The organism is Pseudoxanthomonas mexicana (assembly GCF_001556105.1).
Classification (GTDB): domain Bacteria; phylum Pseudomonadota; class Gammaproteobacteria; order Xanthomonadales; family Xanthomonadaceae; genus Pseudoxanthomonas_A; species Pseudoxanthomonas_A mexicana_A.
In genome coordinates, this window is the sequence record NZ_LSIF01000025.1 from 59,321 (window position 1) to 77,696 (window position 18,376).

At 60.7% G+C, this 18,376-nt stretch carries 15 protein-coding genes and 1 pseudogene; 7 read left to right on the forward strand and 9 right to left on the reverse strand.

What is annotated here, in order from left to right; translation table 11 throughout:
• Positions 1–65: 65 nt before the first annotated feature.
• Together AX730_RS03250 and AX730_RS03255 are read left to right on the forward strand one after the other, a co-directional pair.
• A complete protein-coding gene (locus AX730_RS03250; protein ID WP_198147012.1) occupies positions 66–1,220 on the forward strand; it encodes an ATP-binding protein in 1,155 nt (384 codons plus the stop codon).
• The gene (locus AX730_RS03255; RefSeq protein ID WP_062351867.1) at positions 1,217–1,570 is read left to right on the forward strand and encodes a response regulator; all 354 of its coding nucleotides are present in this window, start codon (positions 1,217–1,219) and stop codon (positions 1,568–1,570) included. The genes AX730_RS03250 and AX730_RS03255 overlap by 4 nt, the downstream gene beginning before the upstream one ends.
• Positions 1,571–3,142: 1,572 nt before the next feature.
• Here the strand turns inward: AX730_RS03255 and AX730_RS03260 are convergent.
• From AX730_RS03260 to AX730_RS03270, 3 genes are read right to left on the reverse strand one after another with little or no spacing between them, the layout of a single operon-like run.
• Positions 3,143–4,063: an ATP-binding protein gene (locus tag AX730_RS03260; RefSeq protein WP_062351875.1), complete on the reverse strand. Its 921-nt coding sequence runs from the start codon at positions 4,061–4,063 to the stop codon at positions 3,143–3,145.
• Complete coding sequence (locus AX730_RS03265; RefSeq protein ID WP_157074077.1) at positions 4,053–6,038, reverse strand: hypothetical protein; 1,986 nt, start codon at positions 6,036–6,038, stop codon at positions 4,053–4,055. The genes AX730_RS03260 and AX730_RS03265 overlap by 11 nt, the downstream gene beginning before the upstream one ends.
• Positions 6,031–6,666 (reverse strand): hypothetical protein, encoded by a 636-nt coding sequence (locus tag AX730_RS03270; RefSeq protein WP_062351881.1) that lies wholly within the window; start codon positions 6,664–6,666, stop codon positions 6,031–6,033. The genes AX730_RS03265 and AX730_RS03270 overlap by 8 nt, the downstream gene beginning before the upstream one ends.
• A gap of 316 nt (positions 6,667–6,982) precedes the next feature.
• Here AX730_RS03270 and AX730_RS03275 point away from each other — a divergent pair, with 316 nt between their 5' ends.
• Positions 6,983–8,029 (forward strand): hypothetical protein, encoded by a 1,047-nt coding sequence (locus AX730_RS03275; protein ID WP_157074078.1) that lies wholly within the window; start codon positions 6,983–6,985, stop codon positions 8,027–8,029.
• Positions 8,030–8,494: 465 nt separating this feature from the next.
• On the opposite strand, the pseudogene AX730_RS19330 reads toward AX730_RS03275, so the two are convergent.
• Positions 8,495–8,718 (reverse strand): annotated as a pseudogene (locus AX730_RS19330) (ATP-binding cassette domain-containing protein); the annotation flags it as partial.
• 254 nt (positions 8,719–8,972) lie between these two features.
• Between AX730_RS19330 and AX730_RS03280 the strand changes: the two are divergent.
• The 4 genes from AX730_RS03280 (at position 8,973) to AX730_RS03295 (ending at position 11,443) form a co-directional block, all read left to right on the forward strand.
• Positions 8,973–9,413: a roadblock/LC7 domain-containing protein gene (locus tag AX730_RS03280; RefSeq protein ID WP_157074079.1), complete on the forward strand. Its 441-nt coding sequence runs from the start codon at positions 8,973–8,975 to the stop codon at positions 9,411–9,413.
• Positions 9,414–9,479: 66 nt separating this feature from the next.
• On the forward strand, positions 9,480–9,839 hold the full coding sequence (locus AX730_RS03285) for a roadblock/LC7 domain-containing protein (RefSeq protein ID WP_062351892.1): 360 nt from the start codon (positions 9,480–9,482) through the stop codon (positions 9,837–9,839).
• 70 nt (positions 9,840–9,909) lie between these two features.
• The gene (locus tag AX730_RS03290) at positions 9,910–10,884 is read left to right on the forward strand and encodes a hypothetical protein (RefSeq protein WP_157074080.1); all 975 of its coding nucleotides are present in this window, start codon (positions 9,910–9,912) and stop codon (positions 10,882–10,884) included.
• Positions 10,877–11,443 (forward strand): GTP-binding protein, encoded by a 567-nt coding sequence (locus tag AX730_RS03295; protein ID WP_062351898.1) that lies wholly within the window; start codon positions 10,877–10,879, stop codon positions 11,441–11,443. The genes AX730_RS03290 and AX730_RS03295 overlap by 8 nt, the downstream gene beginning before the upstream one ends.
• Before the next feature lie 177 nt (positions 11,444–11,620).
• Here AX730_RS03295 and AX730_RS03300 read toward each other — a convergent pair whose 3' ends face one another.
• From AX730_RS03300 to AX730_RS03320, 5 genes are all read right to left on the reverse strand, one after another.
• Positions 11,621–12,946 carry an MFS transporter gene (locus AX730_RS03300; protein WP_062351900.1) on the reverse strand — a complete coding sequence of 442 codons (1,326 nt, stop codon included), beginning with the start codon at positions 12,944–12,946 and terminating at the stop codon, positions 11,621–11,623.
• A 385-nt stretch (positions 12,947–13,331) separates the two neighbouring features.
• Positions 13,332–13,592: a hypothetical protein gene (locus tag AX730_RS03305; RefSeq protein ID WP_062351902.1), complete on the reverse strand. Its 261-nt coding sequence runs from the start codon at positions 13,590–13,592 to the stop codon at positions 13,332–13,334.
• 120 nt (positions 13,593–13,712) lie between these two features.
• Positions 13,713–14,351 carry a hypothetical protein gene (locus tag AX730_RS03310; RefSeq protein ID WP_062351905.1) on the reverse strand — a complete coding sequence of 213 codons (639 nt, stop codon included), beginning with the start codon at positions 14,349–14,351 and terminating at the stop codon, positions 13,713–13,715.
• 24 nt (positions 14,352–14,375) lie between these two features.
• The gene (locus AX730_RS03315; RefSeq protein WP_062351908.1) at positions 14,376–15,062 is read right to left on the reverse strand and encodes a HupE/UreJ family protein; all 687 of its coding nucleotides are present in this window, start codon (positions 15,060–15,062) and stop codon (positions 14,376–14,378) included.
• Between the two features lie 121 nt (positions 15,063–15,183).
• Positions 15,184–18,372, reverse strand: a complete 3,189-nt coding sequence (locus AX730_RS03320) for an efflux RND transporter permease subunit (protein ID WP_062351911.1) — start codon at positions 18,370–18,372, stop codon at positions 15,184–15,186.
• Between the last annotated feature and the right edge of the window lie 4 nt (positions 18,373–18,376).

Here is an 18,376-nt window from a genome sequence, read left to right on the forward strand (position 1 = left end):
CGTTTGCGCCTCTAGCCTAAACACTTCATCAAGCGTCGTAGAACGCCATGACTAATGAGTCGGATGTGGGTGGGGAAACGCAGTTGTCATCTGCTTTGGAAGATGAGGTACGGCAGTTCCGGCTGTTACTCAACGGGGTCACCGATTACGCGATCTACATGCTCGATAAGGACGGGCATATCAAGACGTGGAACCAAGGCGGCGAGCGGATCAAGGGCTATTCCCCCCAGGAAATTGTGGGATCTCACTTTTCGCGCTTCTATACCCCTGAAGATGCCGCCAAGGGAGCGCCCCAGCGCGGATTGGACACCGCGCGGGAACAAGGGCGCTTTTCGGCCGAAGGCTGGCGCGTCCGCAAGGATGGCACGCGCTTTTATGCCAGCGTGGTTATCGATCCCATCTGGTCCGAAGGCGAGCTCATCGGCTATGCAAAGGTCACCCGCGACATTACCGAACGCATGGAGACCCAGCGTTTGCTGCATGACGCCCAACAATCCCTGGCGCAAGCCCAGAAGATGGAAGCCATCGGCAAACTGACCTTGGGTCTGGCCCATGATTTCAATAATCTGCTGGCCGTGGTGATCAATGCCTTGGACTTGATCACAATGCGGGTGAGCGATGACCCTCGTCTAACGCGCAACGTGGAAGCGGCACTCCGCGCTGCAGAACGCGGCACCCTTCTGACGCGGCAACTGCTGACCTTCGGTCGCGGCCAGAACCTCACGCCCAGGCGCGAGGATGTGAACCAGATCATTCGGGAGATGGCCGAGCTGTTGCGGCGCAGTTGTCCGGAGAACATCGAGCTTGGGTATGCGTTGGGTGACGGATTGCCCGTCATCGAAGTCGACAAGACCCAGCTGGAAGCAGCTGTGCTCAACATGGTGGTCAACAGTCGCGATGCGATGCCACAGGGCGGCTCGATTCTGATCACAACCGGTACACAAGTGGTGTCGGATCCTGCAGGCCCGTCAGCACACGCACAAGAGATGTTGTTTGTCAGTGTTGAAGACAATGGTGAAGGGATCCCGGCCGAACATCAGCAACGCGTGTTCGAGCCCTTCTTTACCACCAAGGAAATCGGCAAAGGCAGCGGCCTTGGCATGAGCCAGATATTTGGATTTGCCTCCCAGTCCGGCGGGCACGCCGCCTTGAAGAGCGAGGTGGGTCAAGGCACCACCGTATACGTGTACTTGCCACTGACAAGGTCCAGCGCACCATGAAAGTCTTGCTGGTAGAAGACGAAACCGACCTGCTCTCGCTCGTATCGGAAGCCTTGGACCATTACGGGGTGGCGGTGACGGAAGCCGAGTCCGGTGGCAAGGCGCTGGAAGCGTTGGGCCGCGGTGATCAGTTCGATGTGCTGGTCTCCGATATCGCCATGCCTGGCAATCTCTCCGGAATTGATGTGGCCTATGAGGTGCTCAAGGCCTATCCCGACATGCGGATCATCCTGACCTCAGGTCATCCGCTGTCCAACTTCTCACCCTTGCCCGAGAACACCCACTTCCTGCCCAAGCCCTACAGAGTCAAACAGCTGATGGATCTGCTCAACCGGCACTCTGCGACATGACGAAAGGTCCAAATCATCACCACCGTGAAACAACAGATAACAAAGCTCCGCCTGCCACGGCCAAGGCGCGGCGTCGCGGTATAACGCGCACGCTTTATCCCAGAATCATGTGGATGAGCAGCGGGCCGAGCGGAAAACCCAGGATCATGTGGATATGTAGTGCACTGACTCAATGCCTGCCGACTAGGATGCTGGATCTATCTCAGTCGCATGTGTGATGGCATGCTCCAGCGGTGACGCTACCCGCGTGGGACTATCCCTAGTTGATCCATAATCCATCGGGCATCCTCGATCGTTTCGGCCTGCACATGGGGCAGCGATCGGTCTCCCAGCGCTCTGGCGCGCTCTCTCAAGCGTGCGACCTGCCCGCTCACGTGTTGGCACCGAATGGCAGTCCACTGGAAGGTGTGTGATACGAATGCATTCCTGTTGGGAATGTTCGAGAAACCCGCGCTGGGTACGCTCGCCCGAACCGGCAGGTCCCAAAATGCCTGCGCTATCCGCCTCGCTGAGTTCTGGCCCATGAGCTGAGCTTGTATGTAAGCAAGCCAACTTACCGACAAGCACACGCCAAGATGCGACCCCTCATACGCGATCAGATCGACATCGTTAGACCAGGGCGCAAGATCCAGTCTATGGTGCTTATTTCGCGAGAGCCAGAGCCCGAAGCCAATACCACAGGGACATGAACAATCATCCTTCAGAACCTCGCTTCCCAACTCGTTTATGCAAGCGTGCCCGGACATCATCGCGATCGTGCGGACTTGACTGAGGATGCGTGAAATAGCCTCATGGTGTGTGCAATTCGAGCCTTTGGATACTTCCCAAAACCTTAGAAACCGGAAGTATCTCCCCAAAACCCTGCTTTGGGGAGAGCGATAAGTTATCCGCAGGGACTCGGCGAAGTAGATGCGAACATCCATCGGCGATAGACCCAAGGGGCGAAGCGGACCTGCTTCCCAAGGCAGCCCAGCGATCCAGACATGCTCGGCCACCAAGCACGACAGTTTCTCGGCATCAAAAGGCGGCGAACTGCGCGGCTCCCGACGTTCTATGCGATATTGGAGACCATCTATCCGACTTCCACAACTGCAGTAAAAGGGCTCACGATCAGAGAAGACGCGGTATAGGTTGTGATGGCCACAATAACGACAGAACTGCTCGAGCCTGACATTGTGCACAGGGCAGAACCAAAGTGCACGGTGCTGAAAGACCGCTAGGTGTTGCCCCTGCCGCATGCACTCCGGGCACCAGTGTATCTCTTGGCGCATCCATTTATGTGGTACGTCTTTCAAGTCCTGTCGAGCTTTGACCACGGCATGTTCAAGCAACGAATGCACTCCACTTTCGACCTGGATGTCCAACTGTGCTAGCCGGACCAGGACTGAAGGCAGATAGGTGCTCGAAGTTACCCATGGCTCCCCGAAATCTCTTGCTAGTCGCTCGACGAATTGAGCAATGTCGTAGGCACGGCACAGATTGAATCGCGCGATCGCTGCGTACGCCCCGAACAGGGAAGTGTTGTCCCAATGTTCGGGAAGATGAGGGACAAATCCCGCTGGCCGGGACAATTCAGAAGACATGCACGCTCTGGAGCAATTCGGAAGTTATCTTCATATCCGCACTGTCTGCGCCACGAACGTGAATGAAGAACGATGCCAAGAACCCAGCCACGCTGGACATGGCCACCACCGTGCCCACGCCAGGCAAGCGCTGCTGTTTGAGCTCGCGCCAGAACAGCGTGCTGTTACCGCCAAGCCGTCCCCCGCCCTCATAAAACTTGGGTAGCAGCAACTGCAGGTAGCTCAGGCCCGAACCGGCAGGAAACTCGGAACCGGCATCGATGGCCGCGAGCAGCGGCTCCAGTTCGGCAGCGTTCTGTATGCCCTTGAATTCATTTAAAGTGGCCATAAAACGCTTTTCGAGATCCGAGCGTGCCGCCTTTAGTTGCTGCCGCTTCTCCTTCAGTTCGACCTGCCCGAACAGGACAACCGTGACCTTCACGCGGTCCCGGACTAAGCGATTGATGACCGACTTGAGCCAGGCGAACTCATTACAGCTCAGTTCTTGGGCCTCGTCGAAAATCAGGAACAGGTGCCGGGCTTCCCCCGACAAGGCCAGGAGCGCGCGATGCACCTGGGTACGCTTACCGGCCAGGTCCCTAGCAATCTTCGGCGCGTAGTCGATCTGGTTGAGGATCTCCGAGAGCAATCGACCTTCAGCCGGATTGGTGTCTTCGACCACCTCAAAAATCAGCACGCCGCAGCCGGGCTTCTTTCGCTTCATCTCCACCAATAGCAGTTCGGCACAGGAACTCTTGCCCGCTAGCGGCTGGGCAAAGATGGCGGTGGAACCCCTCCCCTTGCGACCAAGCGCCCAGACACGTGCGAGGACGTCCTTGGCTGCGAGCGTGGGCAACACGGCCCGCTCGATAATCAGCGGATGCTCATCCCATACTTGATCACGCAAGCGGAGTATTTCTTCAATATCCATTGCGATCTCCGTTGAAAGCACCTATGTCATCCCACTGCATGTAGGGGGAACTTGTTGATTCGCTGGCCCGATCCAGGAGATCGTTCACTGCTTCTTCGGCTTCTTCCACCTGAGTGGCGGTGGTGGGAGCGTCGTCGGACACATCACGGCGGGCGTTGTGATCACCCGTATGTCGCGCCGCTGTCTTGTCCGGCTTGGATTTGCCCTTGACCTTGGCGTATTCATCCGCAACCTTCTTCATGAACGCGGCCACGACATCGTCGTTTCTGTCATTCTCTATGTAGCCCTCACGAAGGAGCTGATTGATCTGGCGCCGCAGATCGATCGAGTGATCACTCCAGCGCCATCGGCCACCGGCTTGGAAGGTACCTAAGGGGCGCTGGCGACAGAATGCATCAATGAATCGGACGTTATTACGCGTCACGTGCAGTTCCAGGTTGACCTGCTCATCCAACAGCGTCCAATCCTTCGCCATGGCCGGATTCGTGTACTCAACCTCCAAGAAGGAGAAGTAAGGACGACGCCCGGTGGCCTTGTTGCCCCGAATAGGCACTTTGAGAATCGACTTGGACAGATCCGCCTCGCCTTCGCCTAGCGGCGGCAGGAAAGGAAAGAGGTACTGATCACGGTCGGGCCCGCAGATGAGCGCGTGCATGCGCTGTGCGGGACTGGCCGCCAGATTGGCTTTGCCCTGATTCGCGTTGAACTTGTGTACCAGCTTCGCTACGAAGCCTACGATGTCGCGTTCTGACAGGACACACGCGCGGGCGGCCTCTTCCGCCTTTTGCCGCTTGGGATCCTGGGGGCCGGCACCGGTGGTCTGGGGAAGCCGTTTAAAGCCGGCGCGCTCTAGTTCGTTGAAGACGCGCTCCACCAACTGGCGCCTTGCCGGTGTCTTCACCGGTCCAAAGTTAACTGCGCATCCGCTCACCGACATCACGCGGGAGACCAGCTGATCAGCCAGATGGATGAGCGCGTTGTCCAACAGAAGGCAATTGAACCCACACCAGCCGAAGCGCTCGTCCAGCTCGGCCAAGGGCCTTGTTGCGAGCTGATTGTCCTTGCGATGTGCCCAGTCCGGCTCGCCGACCATGCCCGCGTGCAGCACGTCCATCGCATCGCCGGCATTGGCCGCCTCGCGGAAGATCACCTTGAAGGCCATGATCCACCCCTTATGGCGATCGACTAGTAGCAAGAGCGTCATCCGGCCAGCATCCAGGAACCGAAAGCCCTCGGGCGTCTCGATCCTGACGGTGCCGATGCAGCCCATGGCATGTTCGTCCATCTCGACGATATCCATGGGCATGCAGGCCACCAGACGCGAGACATGGCCGTTGCCGGATTTGGCCTTGGTCGCCGCCTTGTCGCCATATTGGGTGGCGACGATCGCGTCGTAGTGCTCGCTCAGGAAGGTTTCGGTGAACGCCCGTATGGCCCCTGCCCCGCGCCGACGGGAGGTGAACGGCCAGGACTGCTTGTCAGTATCCTTGGTCTCGCATAGGCGTAGGAACTCCATATGGACCGACTTGTGCCTAACGCCCGCCTCTCCTCCCGGCTTCCGTTTGGCATTAAGTAGCAGATACGACTCCAGTGCTGCGGCAACGTCGCTGTGCTGGCGTAGGAACAGCGCAAGCGCCCCGGCCAGTCCTTTGCTTTGATGCTTCGGCAGAGGCTTCCGCCGCTGCCGCGGCTGGATCTCCAAATAAGGAAGCAGCCCTACCCAACCGATCGGGGAGCCTCGCCCATCAAGTGCGACACATTTGTCGTAGGCGCGATAGAACACCTCCTTCCAGATCGACAGGTCTTGCAGCAAGGGCGTGATCCGTGCGCCGCCCACGTAATCAGTGATGGCCTTTTTAAGGGAGTGGAACCGCTTCTTCTGTGCCGCGTCTAGGCCTTCCAGTGAAGGCACGGCCCAATTGGCGAGCACCAAACGCTCCGGAGGGGTCGCCTTCAGCGTCAGGCGCTTACCCATGGCGGCGTGCACGCAGCGTAGTGCCAGGACCCCACAGGTGGGTATCCACGTCGCTTCCGATTTCGCGTGAGCGCAGCAGCGTGGCCACCGCGCCGGTGACCAGGGCGGTGCTTTCCGAGGTTAGCTGCTGGCACAGATCCCGAACGGCAAGCTCGCCATGTTCTTCCAGCAGATGCCGACAGCGAATGATCAGCGGGTCCAAGGAGTGCGATCGGCATCGGTTGATCGTAGGCACGATGGCCCGCCAGCTTTGGACACGCATTTTGGCTGCATTGAGCACCGCCAAGCTGATCAATCGCCGGCCGGCCACCGAGGCCTTCTCGGCCTCAGGGGCCAGTTCGACGTCGAGTTCGGTACCCTCCAGCGTCGTAACAGTGGCGAAGTGCCGCCGCCCCGGCTGCGAACGCGCTTGCCCATGGCGCAAGGGGGAATAGTCGACGGAGGCCACGTCCGGCGAGCCTTCTAGATAGAAGAAGGCTTCCAGCTCGATGTCCGAACTCAGCGTCAGCGGGAGCGCCTGTGTGTCCTGCGGGGGTCTGACGAACCACAGGTTGTGGCCGCTGGCTCCTCTGGCACGCACGGAGGCCAAGTACTGGTTGCGCTTCTTCTGAGCCGGTGTCTTACCCATCGGCTTGCCTACGCAGACCGGCGAGAGGCAACCGAGTACGACCTTGACCCGCGTGGCGGGAAGGGGTGTATATTGGATCTGGCATTAACAGGTCCTCCTACGACCTGGCCCAGAGCTCGCCATTCGCAGTGGCGGGCTCTTTTTGTTAGAAAATTGTTATCTCTAGCGGCTAAGTGAAACTTAGCCTAATCCATTGCAAGGCCCGCGGTAGTAACCTCCGAGCTTGGTTTCAATTTGAATCCTGGCCTTGCAGATGGACTCAGACTTTGTTACCGCATTCCGACGCGCCGGCGCCATGACGTGGACGCGCTACTTGATGAAATCGCTGGATTGCAGCGTTCGATGGTTGAACCGAACGCTGCTGCTGCCCCCGTCCGATCCGTCCGGGGTGCTGTCTGACCGGCTGGCCCCGCGCCTTTTCGAAGAGATCCACACGCAAGGCAAGAATCCAGACGGGAAGTACTGGGAAGAGCTCAACGACAGCGGCGATAAGTTCAATCTTTTCAGGCGTGCTTGTGAGCGCGTGCCGAAATCCGAGGAATGGCTCCTGCGCGACCTCATGCTCTACATGAAGTCAGAGCCACCGTCGATTCTCGATTCGCGCACCAAGCTGCTCGCGTACATCAATCAACGTGATCTTGTCTTCGTTCCGCCACACATCTTGTATTCGCTGCAACAGCAAGTCCCCCTGCTCTATCAAGAGCTTGAGCGAGAGTGCATAGGCGGGCTGGAAAAAGCCGCCACACCCTCCACGCTCCTTTTCTTGTTCGCTTACCTCCATGAGCTCACCTGGCGAAGAGCGCCGCTGCAGAACAACTGGACAAAGGCGCTTGCCGAGAAGGCGGTGGGCGAGTTCGCGGGGTCGTTCTCCAAAAGAGAATTTGCCGATCCGGATATGCTTTCGGAACGCCTTCGCTCCCCGCTCCTCGACACAGTGTCTCAACTTGCGACGTGGGGAGATCGATGTGCGCCCTCCCTAACGCCGGCTGTGCTCGAGGAGATTCCGCTCTTGCCCTTCCTGATGGAAAAGAGCCAGCACCTGCGCGACGCATGTGCATGCCTCGATGCGGTTAGCTTTGGTTCTGCCCGCTGTCTAGGACGGCCCCTGCCTGAGTGCTACCGCGAGGGTGCGCATGAGGGCTTCTATCCTACCTATGCAAACGTAGATGCAGCTCTGAAAGTCTTGGTAGGCAGCATGCTTAGCGTGCACCGCCATATCGCCCGCGAGTACGAAGACTCTCTGCTGATCAGCCCCGCCGCCGGTCGTGAGATGACGCGGGCCGCCCCAGGCCGAGGACGCGCCGAGCGCGTCAGCTCGGGTAGGCGCCTGGCTAGCCGATCGTCTCGTGCAAGGCTTCCCTGAGAATTCAGGGGCTCGGAAAAGTCACAGCTTTGCTGTTCCAGCCGGAATAGTCACAGGTTTGCCGGTGACGTTGTTACAGTGATTTTAGGCCCAGACCCGATCCTCAAGAATGGATAAATGGCTGTTCTGTAAGGAGTGAAAGCATAACAATACAGTCACAGTTTTACCGAGTCCGGTTGTTCGGGAAACCTGCCCCGACACCGAGCGACTTTGAGGCAAGGATATGCGCCTGATCGACCCCACCGAACGCACAGAACTGACCGGCCCTTGGGCCGGTTTCGGTTTTCAGCAAGGCCATTTGTGTTTGCAGGGGGTGGATATGCCTTCGGAGCGGAGCCCGCGCGTGAGCATCATTCGCGACAGCCTGCCGGCATCTAGGCCGCATGTGAGGCGTGAAGCGTCACCGTAGGGGCTACGCCCCCTACACCGCAATCACTTGCACGCATCCCAAACGGCCTGATCCCATTCGACGATCTTGCCCTCATCCACCGCAACGATCCGGTTAGCCATGCGTACGGTCGATAGCCAGTGCGCGATGACAAGTACGGTCTAGGCTTGGCAAATGGCGCGCATGTTCTGCATGACTGCGTGCTCGGCCTCGTAGTCTAAGGCGCTGGTGGCTTCGTCAAAGATCAGGATGCGGGATTGGTTACCAAGACCCGAGCAATCGCAATGCGTTGTCGTTGCCCCGCCCAGCGCTTCGGCCTCTTTCAAAGGAATGCCTCACTTCGACTGGTTTCGTTCTGGTAATCCAGCCCGCTCGGCGCCGACGCGTGAAGTGACCGGGATGGTCGCGAAATGCTGGTTACGTTAAAATATGTGACGCATAGCGTCATTTGTAGTCTCGCCACATCACTGTTGTAGCGCGTCAGCGTGCTACCCACCTGTTCCCGTTCATTTGGCACGGTTCCTGCTGAAACAGGCTCCGTCAGGAGAGTTCGCCTTGCATACCGCCACCGTAGAGAAGGTTCTCAGCGTCATGGGTGACAGAAGCCGCGAAATCCCGCAGATCGACAAGGCGCTGCTGCTGCAGGAGTTCAAACGTGCGAAAGATCGCACGCCTGGTATTTCGATGCTGCTGCTGACCACCGCTGACGGCCGTGCTTTGGCCGAACTCGACGAGCGCGGTGGCGATCCGCGCCGGCTGGCTGCGATGACCAACTCTTTCCTCACCCTGGGTGAAACCGTGGCCAAAGAACTGGGACTGGCATCGGCCGACTACGCCACGATCGCGACTCGCCAGGGGAACATGGTGTTGATCCGCATGGAGCACACCATGCCTATGACGCTCGCTGCGCTAGGCACCTTCGAAACCAATGTTGCCGTGCTGCTGTTTGCTGCGCGCGAATGCGCCACTCGCCTCTCGGCCCTGCTGCCGAAATAATCCGTTTCATTCACACGATCCGGGCATGCCGGACGTTCAGTCACCACACCCAAGGAAAGAAAGAAGATGTCGAAGTTGAATCTTGAAAGTTTGAGTCAGGTCGCCGGCTTTGTGGGCGTCGCGCTCGTGGACAGCGACAGTGGTATGGCGATGGCAACGCTTGGTGGTGGCAGCCTCGACCTGGAAGTCGCTGCGGCCGGCAACAGCGACGTGGTACGTACCAAACGTCGCGTGGCACAACAACTGGCGCTTCAGGACTCCATCGAGGACATCCTGATCTCGCTCAGCACGCAATACCACATCATCCGCCCGCTGGAGAGCAATCCCGTCCTGTTCCTTTACGTCGTGCTGGATCGTGCACGCGCGAACCTGGCGATGGCGCGCCACGAATTGAAGAGCTTCGAGAAGACGCTGGATTTCAGCTGATTCGTTCCAGGTCATCGGCCGCCACCGCGGTCAATGGCATTCGCCCTGGTCTTCCGACGCTTCTTCCCCAATGACACTCCCCCTCCCTTCCGACTTCACCGTTGCGATGGCCGGCCTGGAACTGTTGCCCGCCACGCGCCTGAAGGTTGCGTGCTCACTGCTTGCAGCGGACCGGCTCACCGTCCGCTTGATCGAATGGGGTGCCGAGCCCGCGACGCTGCTTGTCGCGGACGAGACCAGCGATGCTGGCCGCACTGCGATTCAATCGGCACGGAAAGCGCGTTTGCCCGCAATCCGCCTCATTGCCGCCAATGATTCATCGGGCACCATGCACGTCCTGCCTCGGCTGGCGACGGTACGAGAGTTCGCTGACGCGCTCAGGTTCGGTCTGCAGGACCGTCCACCGTCCTTGACCGAAACCAGCCCGTACAGCGACGCGCCCTTGCCACAACCGTTTCTCGAACATCTGCGACTGGATCGTCGACGCGACCTGCGCGTGCTGTTGGAGCAGGGTTTGTTCCGGGTCGTCAGCGATACCCGCGAAGGCAAGTTGCACATGCTTCGCCGGATGCCGCTGGACGAACTGCTGGAACGCGCGCCCAAGCCCGATTGGCGAGTGACGGAGATATCCGATGGGGAGTGGGAGTCGTTGTATCGACCCGACGTCACCCGCACCTATGCGATCGAGACGCTATGGTGGCGCCTGCTTCCCCATCTTTCCCGCGATGAGTTGCCACGCGTGACGGGGATGGTGCGGTTGCGAACGTGGCCGGACCTGGATGCGGGTGCCACGCCGGCTGCCTGGCCGTTGGTGTTGGCTTACTGTTCCAGTCAGCCCTGGCATGCCGACGCACTGGCCGCGGCCAGTGACGTACCGGAGGAAGACGTGCAACAAGTGATGGCGCTGGTGCGTCTGAGCGGTCTGGAAGCCTCACTGTCCTATCCCGCCGCCAAGGTGCGCGGTTCCGCCGCGCACCACGCAAGCACCCTGTTAAGAATGGCCAAGCGTTTCGGCCTGAAACTGCTAGGAAAGGCGCATGGATAACTACGGAAACAAGCTCGTGTTCGTCGGCGGCATGGGCGCGGGCAAGACCACCGCGATTCGTGCGATCTCGGATGTGGAACCCGTGAGCACCGACATGCCACTGAGCATCGATGCCACCGAGGAAAAGTCCTTCACCACCGTGGCGCTGGATTACAGCAGTATCGATCTTGATGAGGGCGAACTGCTGCATGTCTACGGCGTTCCCGGCCAGAAGTACCTGAACTTCATGTGGCCGATGGTATGCACGGGGGCCATCGGCATCATCGTGCTGGTCAATGCGTGCCAGGATGATGCGGTCGACAGCACGGCCGGGTTGCTGAAGGACTTCGCCTCGCTCGCTCCCGACGCCAGTTTCGTGGTCGGCGTGACCAAGAGCGATCTGGCACCGGATTTCCAGCTCACCTCGTTCCGCGACGAACTCAATGCAAGCGGCTATCAAGTGCCAGTGATGAAAGTGGACGCGCGGGTGACCATCCAGGTCGAGTTCCTCATAAAGACGCTACTGTCCTATCAGCACGCCGGCGCACAACTCGGCATCGGTGCAGCGAATAGGATCTGAAGCTAGGCGACAAGGCGATAAATGGTGCGCGGGAATTCGTCGTGACCCACGCCAGGTAATGAGCCCCGCATACTTCCAGCGGTTCGCGGGACGTGGACATTGGCCTCGCCTGACCACGTAACCTTGGATACTGATGCGCCACGCAAGCGGCGCATTGACGTTCGCGCAACCACGGCATCACGGCGGCCACCGCGAATGCAGGTCATCGATGACGTATCGGTGGACGTGCTGCTTGCCGCCCTGTCCCAGATGGGGGTGGTCCGCTGGCAAGTCTTCATGCGTATGCGCGATCTGCTCGGGATCGTTGGAACTCCATGCCGCGCGGGCCAGCACGGCGCTCAACAGCGCCACGATGGACAAGATCCCCAGCGCCGCTGCCAGTCCAAACTCGGCGCCCAGGAAACCTGCGATCGGATATGCCAGCAGCCAGCATGCATGCGAGAGGGAAAACTGTGCCGCGAACAGGAATGGCAAATCCTCTTCGGCGCCGGATCGGCGAATCAGACGGCCACCGGGCGTGACCAAGCCCGCGTAGCACATGCCTAGAAGCAACCAGATGGCGACGACCGCGCCCCAGGCAGGTGTACCACCTACGCCAAACCAGTACACGGTGGCCATGATCAGCACCAATGTCATCGTGGTGGCGGCCGAAAGCATGATCCGTCGATCGGTGATGCGTTCCAGTAGGGGTGGCAGACTCAATGCAACCAGCATTGAGCCCACGCCAAAGGCCGCCAGTAGCCAGGCCACCTCTCGCTCGCCGCCCTGCAGCACTGTTCGCGCAACCACGACCGTATTGACGAACACCATCGCCCCGCCCGCTGCAGCACAGAGATTGAGCAGCAGCAGACCACGCAACCGGGGGGTGCGCAGGTAGATCTTCATGCCGCGGATGGCCCTGTCGTACGGCCTGCCCGACGCGGCACTGCGCATGCCTGCGGGAAAAGTCGTCGACAGGATCAGCATCGCCGACAGCAGGAAGCCCACGGAGGTGCCAACGAACAATCCCTGGAAGGCCACCACCGTCAGCAACGCAGCGGCCAGCGCGGGACTGAGCAGGCTCTCCAGGTCATAGGCCAGACGCGAAAGCGACAACGCCCGGGTATACCTGGCCTCGTCGGGCAGGATTTGCGGTATGAGCGCCTGGAACAACGGCGTAAAGCATGCCGAGGCCGATTGCAGCACGGCGATCAGTACATAGATCTGCCAGATCTCGGTGACGAATGGCAGCACCAGCACGACCAGGGCCCGGATCACATCCAGTCCGACCAGGACGATCTTGCGACGGTGTGCCGGCACTATCGCACCGGAGACCGGGGAGAGCAGTACATACACGATCATCTTGATGGTCAGGGCCAGACCCAGCACCTGCCCCGCCTGAGCGCCCGCCAGATCGAAGGCCAACAGGGCCAGCGCCACCGTTGCCAGGCCAGTGCCGAGCAAGGCGATGACCTGGGCCGCGAAGAGCTTTCGGAACCCTGTATGGGAGAGGATTTCAAGCATGGCAAACACTCCGCGAGAAGAATGACGCCGCCACCGATCGCCCCGCTTTTCGAAGGGCATTCCGCAGTCGTGGCATGGTCGACATCATCGCTGGTGGGCAACGTTTCCGATGACAGCTTCTCAGCATCACGCAACACATGGTCGTGGACCGAGCAGACGCCACGATCGATGCGGCCATTCCGCTACGGCTTACCGGAATAGCGACGGCGCGCAATGCGATCGATGACCGGCAACTCTACTCCTTCACGCCCCACGGTCTTCAACGCACGCGTGAGACGCTGATCGCTCTCGCTGGCCGGGTCGTCTGTTCCGCCCATGTGCCACCTCGCATGGCGCAGCCGCCCGTCCCTGGCGATCGCTGAAGATCGCCAGGGACAGGATTGCATCAGTTGGTCTTCTTGGCTTCCGGTGCCGGCTTCTTGGCGTCATCGGCCTTGGCCGGCTTGTTCGGCACACCGCACTTCTGCTTGAGCGCCTTGACTTCCGGGTAGGCCGAGTCGTCGGTGAAACGCTTGGTGTCCTTCAGATCCTCACAGGTCTTGGGGATCTGCTTCTCTTCGTCGTGCGCGCCCGGGTGGGCCACGGCGGAGAGCGAAACCAGCGACAGGGCTACCAGGCCGGCAATGGACAGTGAACGAGCTTTCATCTTCAGTTCCTTCGTGATCGGCCGTCGGCCGGGGATGGGTGGGTGTCGCGAGGATCCAGGCCCGCGACGGTGAGGCGGGGTCGTGCCGCGACCCGGTTCAAGCGCCTGGCCGCCACGGGGTTACATCACGCGCTTGATCTGGGCGTAATCACCGGCCGTGCGCAGGGTGATCGTCACCGTGGCATCACCGCGGTTGCGCCAGAACCAGCCATGGCTGCCATTGAAAGTGGCTTCCAGCACACCCTCGCCCGAGGCTGCGCCGCGCCCTTTCTCGTAGCTGGTGGATTCGCCACCTGCCCCGCCATCGCCGTGCATGTCGAAGTTCACGACACCGCCCTGCGCGTCCCAGGAGAAGCTCGCTTTCTGACCGGCCGTCATCACCAGCTTGACCTCCGCGCCCTGCCCAGCCGCCAGCTCGACCTGCATCTGGTCGCGCCAGGCTTCGGGATCCGCGGCGGCCAGGGCGCTGTCGGCCTGTGGTGCCGCAGCAGCGGCGGCGGCCGAGTCGGCCGGCGCTGTGCCGGTGGCTGCTGCATCACGCGCGGCATCGGCGGCGGCCTCTTCAGCCAACTGCCCTTTGATCTCGCCCATTTCGGTCAGCCCGAGCACGCGACCGATGCCGGTGGGGTCGATCGCGTACTCGGACGGCAGCACGACCGTGACCAGCAGAACGACGGCGACGATGAAGGCGATGATGGTCGAGCGCAGCAACTGGCGCGAAGAAGGAAGATCGGTGTTCAGGGGCTTGCTGTTGTACATGGTGTGTTCTCGCAATGTCTTGGATTAGGAAACGAAGTAGCCAGTGAGCTGCATGCCGATCAGGATGAAACCGGCGCACATCATCGCGACGTTGGCGGTATAGGCGTGCTTCCAAAAGCCGCGTGAGCGGCGCCAGTAGCCCATGACGATCAGGATCGCGCCCAGCGCCAGCAACTGTCCGATCTCCACGCCCACGTTGAAGGCCAGCAGATTGGGCACCAGACCATCGGGAGAGATGTCGTACTCGATGATCTTGGTGGACAAGCCAAAGCCGTGGAACAGACCGAAGATCAGCGTGGCCGCCTTGGTGTTGGGCTGGAACCCCAACCAGCGTTGATAGGCCCCCATGTTGTCCAATGCCTTGTAGACCACCGACAGACCGATGATGGCGTCGATCAGGAAGCTGTTGATGCCGACATTGAAGTACACGCCCAGCAGCATCGTGGTGGAGTGACCCACCGCAAACAGCGTGACGTACAACGCGATCTGCTTCATGCGGTACAGGAAGAAGATCACCCCAAGCAAAAACAGGATGTGGTCATACCCGGTGGCCATGTGCTTGGCGCCCAGATAGGCGAAGGACAGCAGATGGACGCCGCTGATTTCCTGGATATACCCCTTGTCGCCTTCGGCGACGGCATGAGCCAATGCACCGTTGGCGGTAAACAGCAACAGAAGCAGGCCTGCCAGCAGGAGAAGCGTACGTGTCATGGAGGCGGGATTGGCGCCGCCCCAACCAGAGGGCTTATATGGAAATGAGTTCATTCGCTTCATTTGATTTGTGAAAGGGATCAGGAGGGGGTGGAGCACGAGCGTGCCCCACCCCACTGGATTACGGAGCCGCCGGAATGGGCTCGACCTTCGGCCGATCCTCGGCGCGTGACTCTTCCTTGCGATGGACCATGCGGTACAGCGCCGGCAAGACCAGCAGCGTGAGCAAGGTGGAGGAGATGATGCCGCCGATGACCACCGTGGCCAGTGGACGCTGCACCTCGGCACCGGTACCGACGTTCAGTGCCATCGGCACGAAGCCCAGGCTCGCCACCAGCGCGGTCATCAGCACCGGACGCAAGCGCGTCAACGCGCCTTCCACCACGGCGTCGTGCAGCGACTTGCCATCCTCACGCAGCTTCCGGATGAAGGTGATCATCACCAGTCCGTTGAGCACCGCCACACCCGACAGGGCGATAAAGCCCACGCCTGCCGAGATGGAGAACGGAATGCCACGCAGCATCAACGCCAGCACACCCCCGGTCAGCGCCAGCGGCACACCGCTGAAGACGATCGCCGAGTCCTTGCCCGATCCGAAGGCCATGAACAGCAGACCGAAAATCAAGATCAGGACAACAGGGACCACCACCGTCAGGCGCTCACTGGCGGAGATCAGCTGCTGGAAGGTGCCGCCATACTCGATCCAGTAGCCTTCGGGCAGCTGCACCTCAATCGCCACCCGCTCGCGCAGTTCCTCGACAAAGGAGCCCAGATCGCGACCGCGCACATTGGAGGTGACGACCACCCGCCGCTTGCCGTTCTCGCGGCTGACCTGGTTGGGACCCAGCTCGATGGCGATCCTGGCGACCGCGCCCAATGGCACCGACGTCGGCAGCGTCAAACCGTCCGTGGTCGCATCGCGCTGCGCGGGTACCATGATCGGCAACGCAGCCAGCACCTTCAGATCCTGACGCTTGCCTTCCGGCAGCCGTACGACAATGTCGAAGCGACGATCACCCTGGAACAGCTGGCCCGCGTTGGCACCACCCAGGGCCGCCGCGACCGTGCCCTGGATGTCGGCCACCGCCAATCCGTAGCGCGCCAGCGCGGCACGATCCGGATCGATGACCAGCAACGGCAGACCGGTTACCTGTTCCAGCTTCACGTCGGCGTTGCCCTCGGTCTGGCCAGCCAGCGCTTCGACCTGGGCGCCGATGGCTTCCAGTTGCTCCATGTCATCGCCGAAGACCTTGATGGCCACTTCCGCGCGGACGCCCGCGATGAGCTCGTTCATGCGCATCTGGACCGGCTGGGTGAACTCGTAGTTGTTGCCGGGGACGGCGCGGACGGCCTTCTCCAGCTCGGCCACGAGCTCGGCTTTCGGCTTGCGTGGATTGGGCCACTCGTCCCGATCCTTGAGCATGATGAAGGTGTCGGCTACGGAGGGTGGCATCGGATCGGTCGCCACCTCGGGCGTGCCGAGCTTGGCCACCACCCTGTCTACCTCCGGGAAGGTGTTGATCACCGTTTCCAGCTGCTCCTGCATGCCGATGGCCTGGGTCAGGCTGGTGCCCGGAATACGCAGCGCATGCAGCGCGATGTCGCCCTCGTCCAGATTTGGAATGAACTCCGTGCCCAGTCGCGTGGCAAGCACACCACACAGCACCACCAGCAACGCCGCCGCCGAGACCACCGCAACCCGCATCGCCAGCGCCTTCTCCAGCAAGGGGCCATAGAGACGCGACATGCCCTGCATGATCTTCGTTTCCTTTTCCTCGACCTTGCCGGTGACGAACTGGGCCACCGCCGCCGGCACGAAGGTCAGGGACAGGGCCATGGCGGCGGTCAACGCCATCACCACGGTGATCGCCATCGGATGGAACGTCTTACCTTCCACCCCCGTCAAGGCGAAGATGGGCAGATACACCGCCGCAATGATGAACAAGCCGAACAGGCTGGGTTTGATCACCTCGGCACTGGCCGAAGCCGCCAGATCGAACCGCTCCTCGCGGGTGAGCAGACGCCCCAACTGGTGTTGTCGCTCGCCGAGCCGGCGCAAGCAGTTCTCCACGATGATGACCGCGCCGTCCACGATCAGGCCGAAGTCCAGCGCACCCAGGCTCATCAGGTTGGCCGAGACACGGTTCTGCACCATGCCGGTGATCGTCAGCAGCATGGCCACCGGAATCACGGCCGCGGTGATCAGCGCGGCACGGATGTTGCCCAGCAGCAGGAACAGCACCGCAATGACCAGCAGCGCACCCTCGATCAGGTTCTTCTGCACGGTAGCGATACTGCGATCGACCAGGTTGGTGCGGTCGTAGATCGCCTTGGCGGTTACGCCCTTCGGCAAGCCGGCTTCGATCTGCTTGAGCTTCTCACCGGCACGCTGGGCGACCTCACGGCTGTTCTCGCCGACCAGCATGAACACCGTACCAAGCACGACCTCATGGCCGTCCTTGGTGGCCGCACCGGTGCGCAGTTCCGAGCCGATGCGCACATCGGCCACATCCTGCACCCGCAACGGCACGCCCTCCCGGTTGGCGACCACGACCTGGCGCAGGCCGTCCTCATCGCGGATCTGGCCGGGGATACGAATCAGGTTCTGCTCGCCGCCCCGCTCGATATAGCCGGCGCCGGTACTGGCGTTGTTGCGCTCCACTGCCGTGGTCAGGTCATTGATCGTCAGATCGAAGGCCAGCAACTTGGCGGGATCAGGCGTGATGTGGAACTGTTGGACGTTGCCGCCGATGGTGTTGACCTCGGTGACACCCTTCAGATTGCGCAACTGGGGGCGGATGACCCAATCCTGCAACGTACGCAGATCCGTAAGTGTCCATTCGGTGCCGTCTTCCTTCCTTGCACCTGCTTCGGCCTCCACGGTGTACATGAAGATCTCACCCAGGCCCGTTGCGACGGGGCCAAGGGTGGGTCTGACGTCCGCGGGCAACTGAGAGACGGCCTGTTGGAGCCGTTCACTGACCTGCTGCCGCGCGAAGTAGATGTTGGTACCGTCCTCGAACACCACCGTGACCTGGGACAGGCCGTAGCGCGAGATCGAGCGCGTGTACTGCATGCCGGCCATGCCCGCCAAGGCGGTTTCAACAGGGAAGGTCACCCGTTGTTCGGCCTCCAGGGGTGAGTAGCCTGGCGCCTCGCTGTTGACCTGGACCTGCACGTTGGTGATGTCAGGCACGGCGTCGATGGGCAGGCGCCCATAGTTCCAGACGCCAAGTGCGCTGACAGCCAACACCAACAACAGGACCAGCCAGCGATGCGCGATCGCGGCTCTTATGACGCGTTCTAGCATTGTC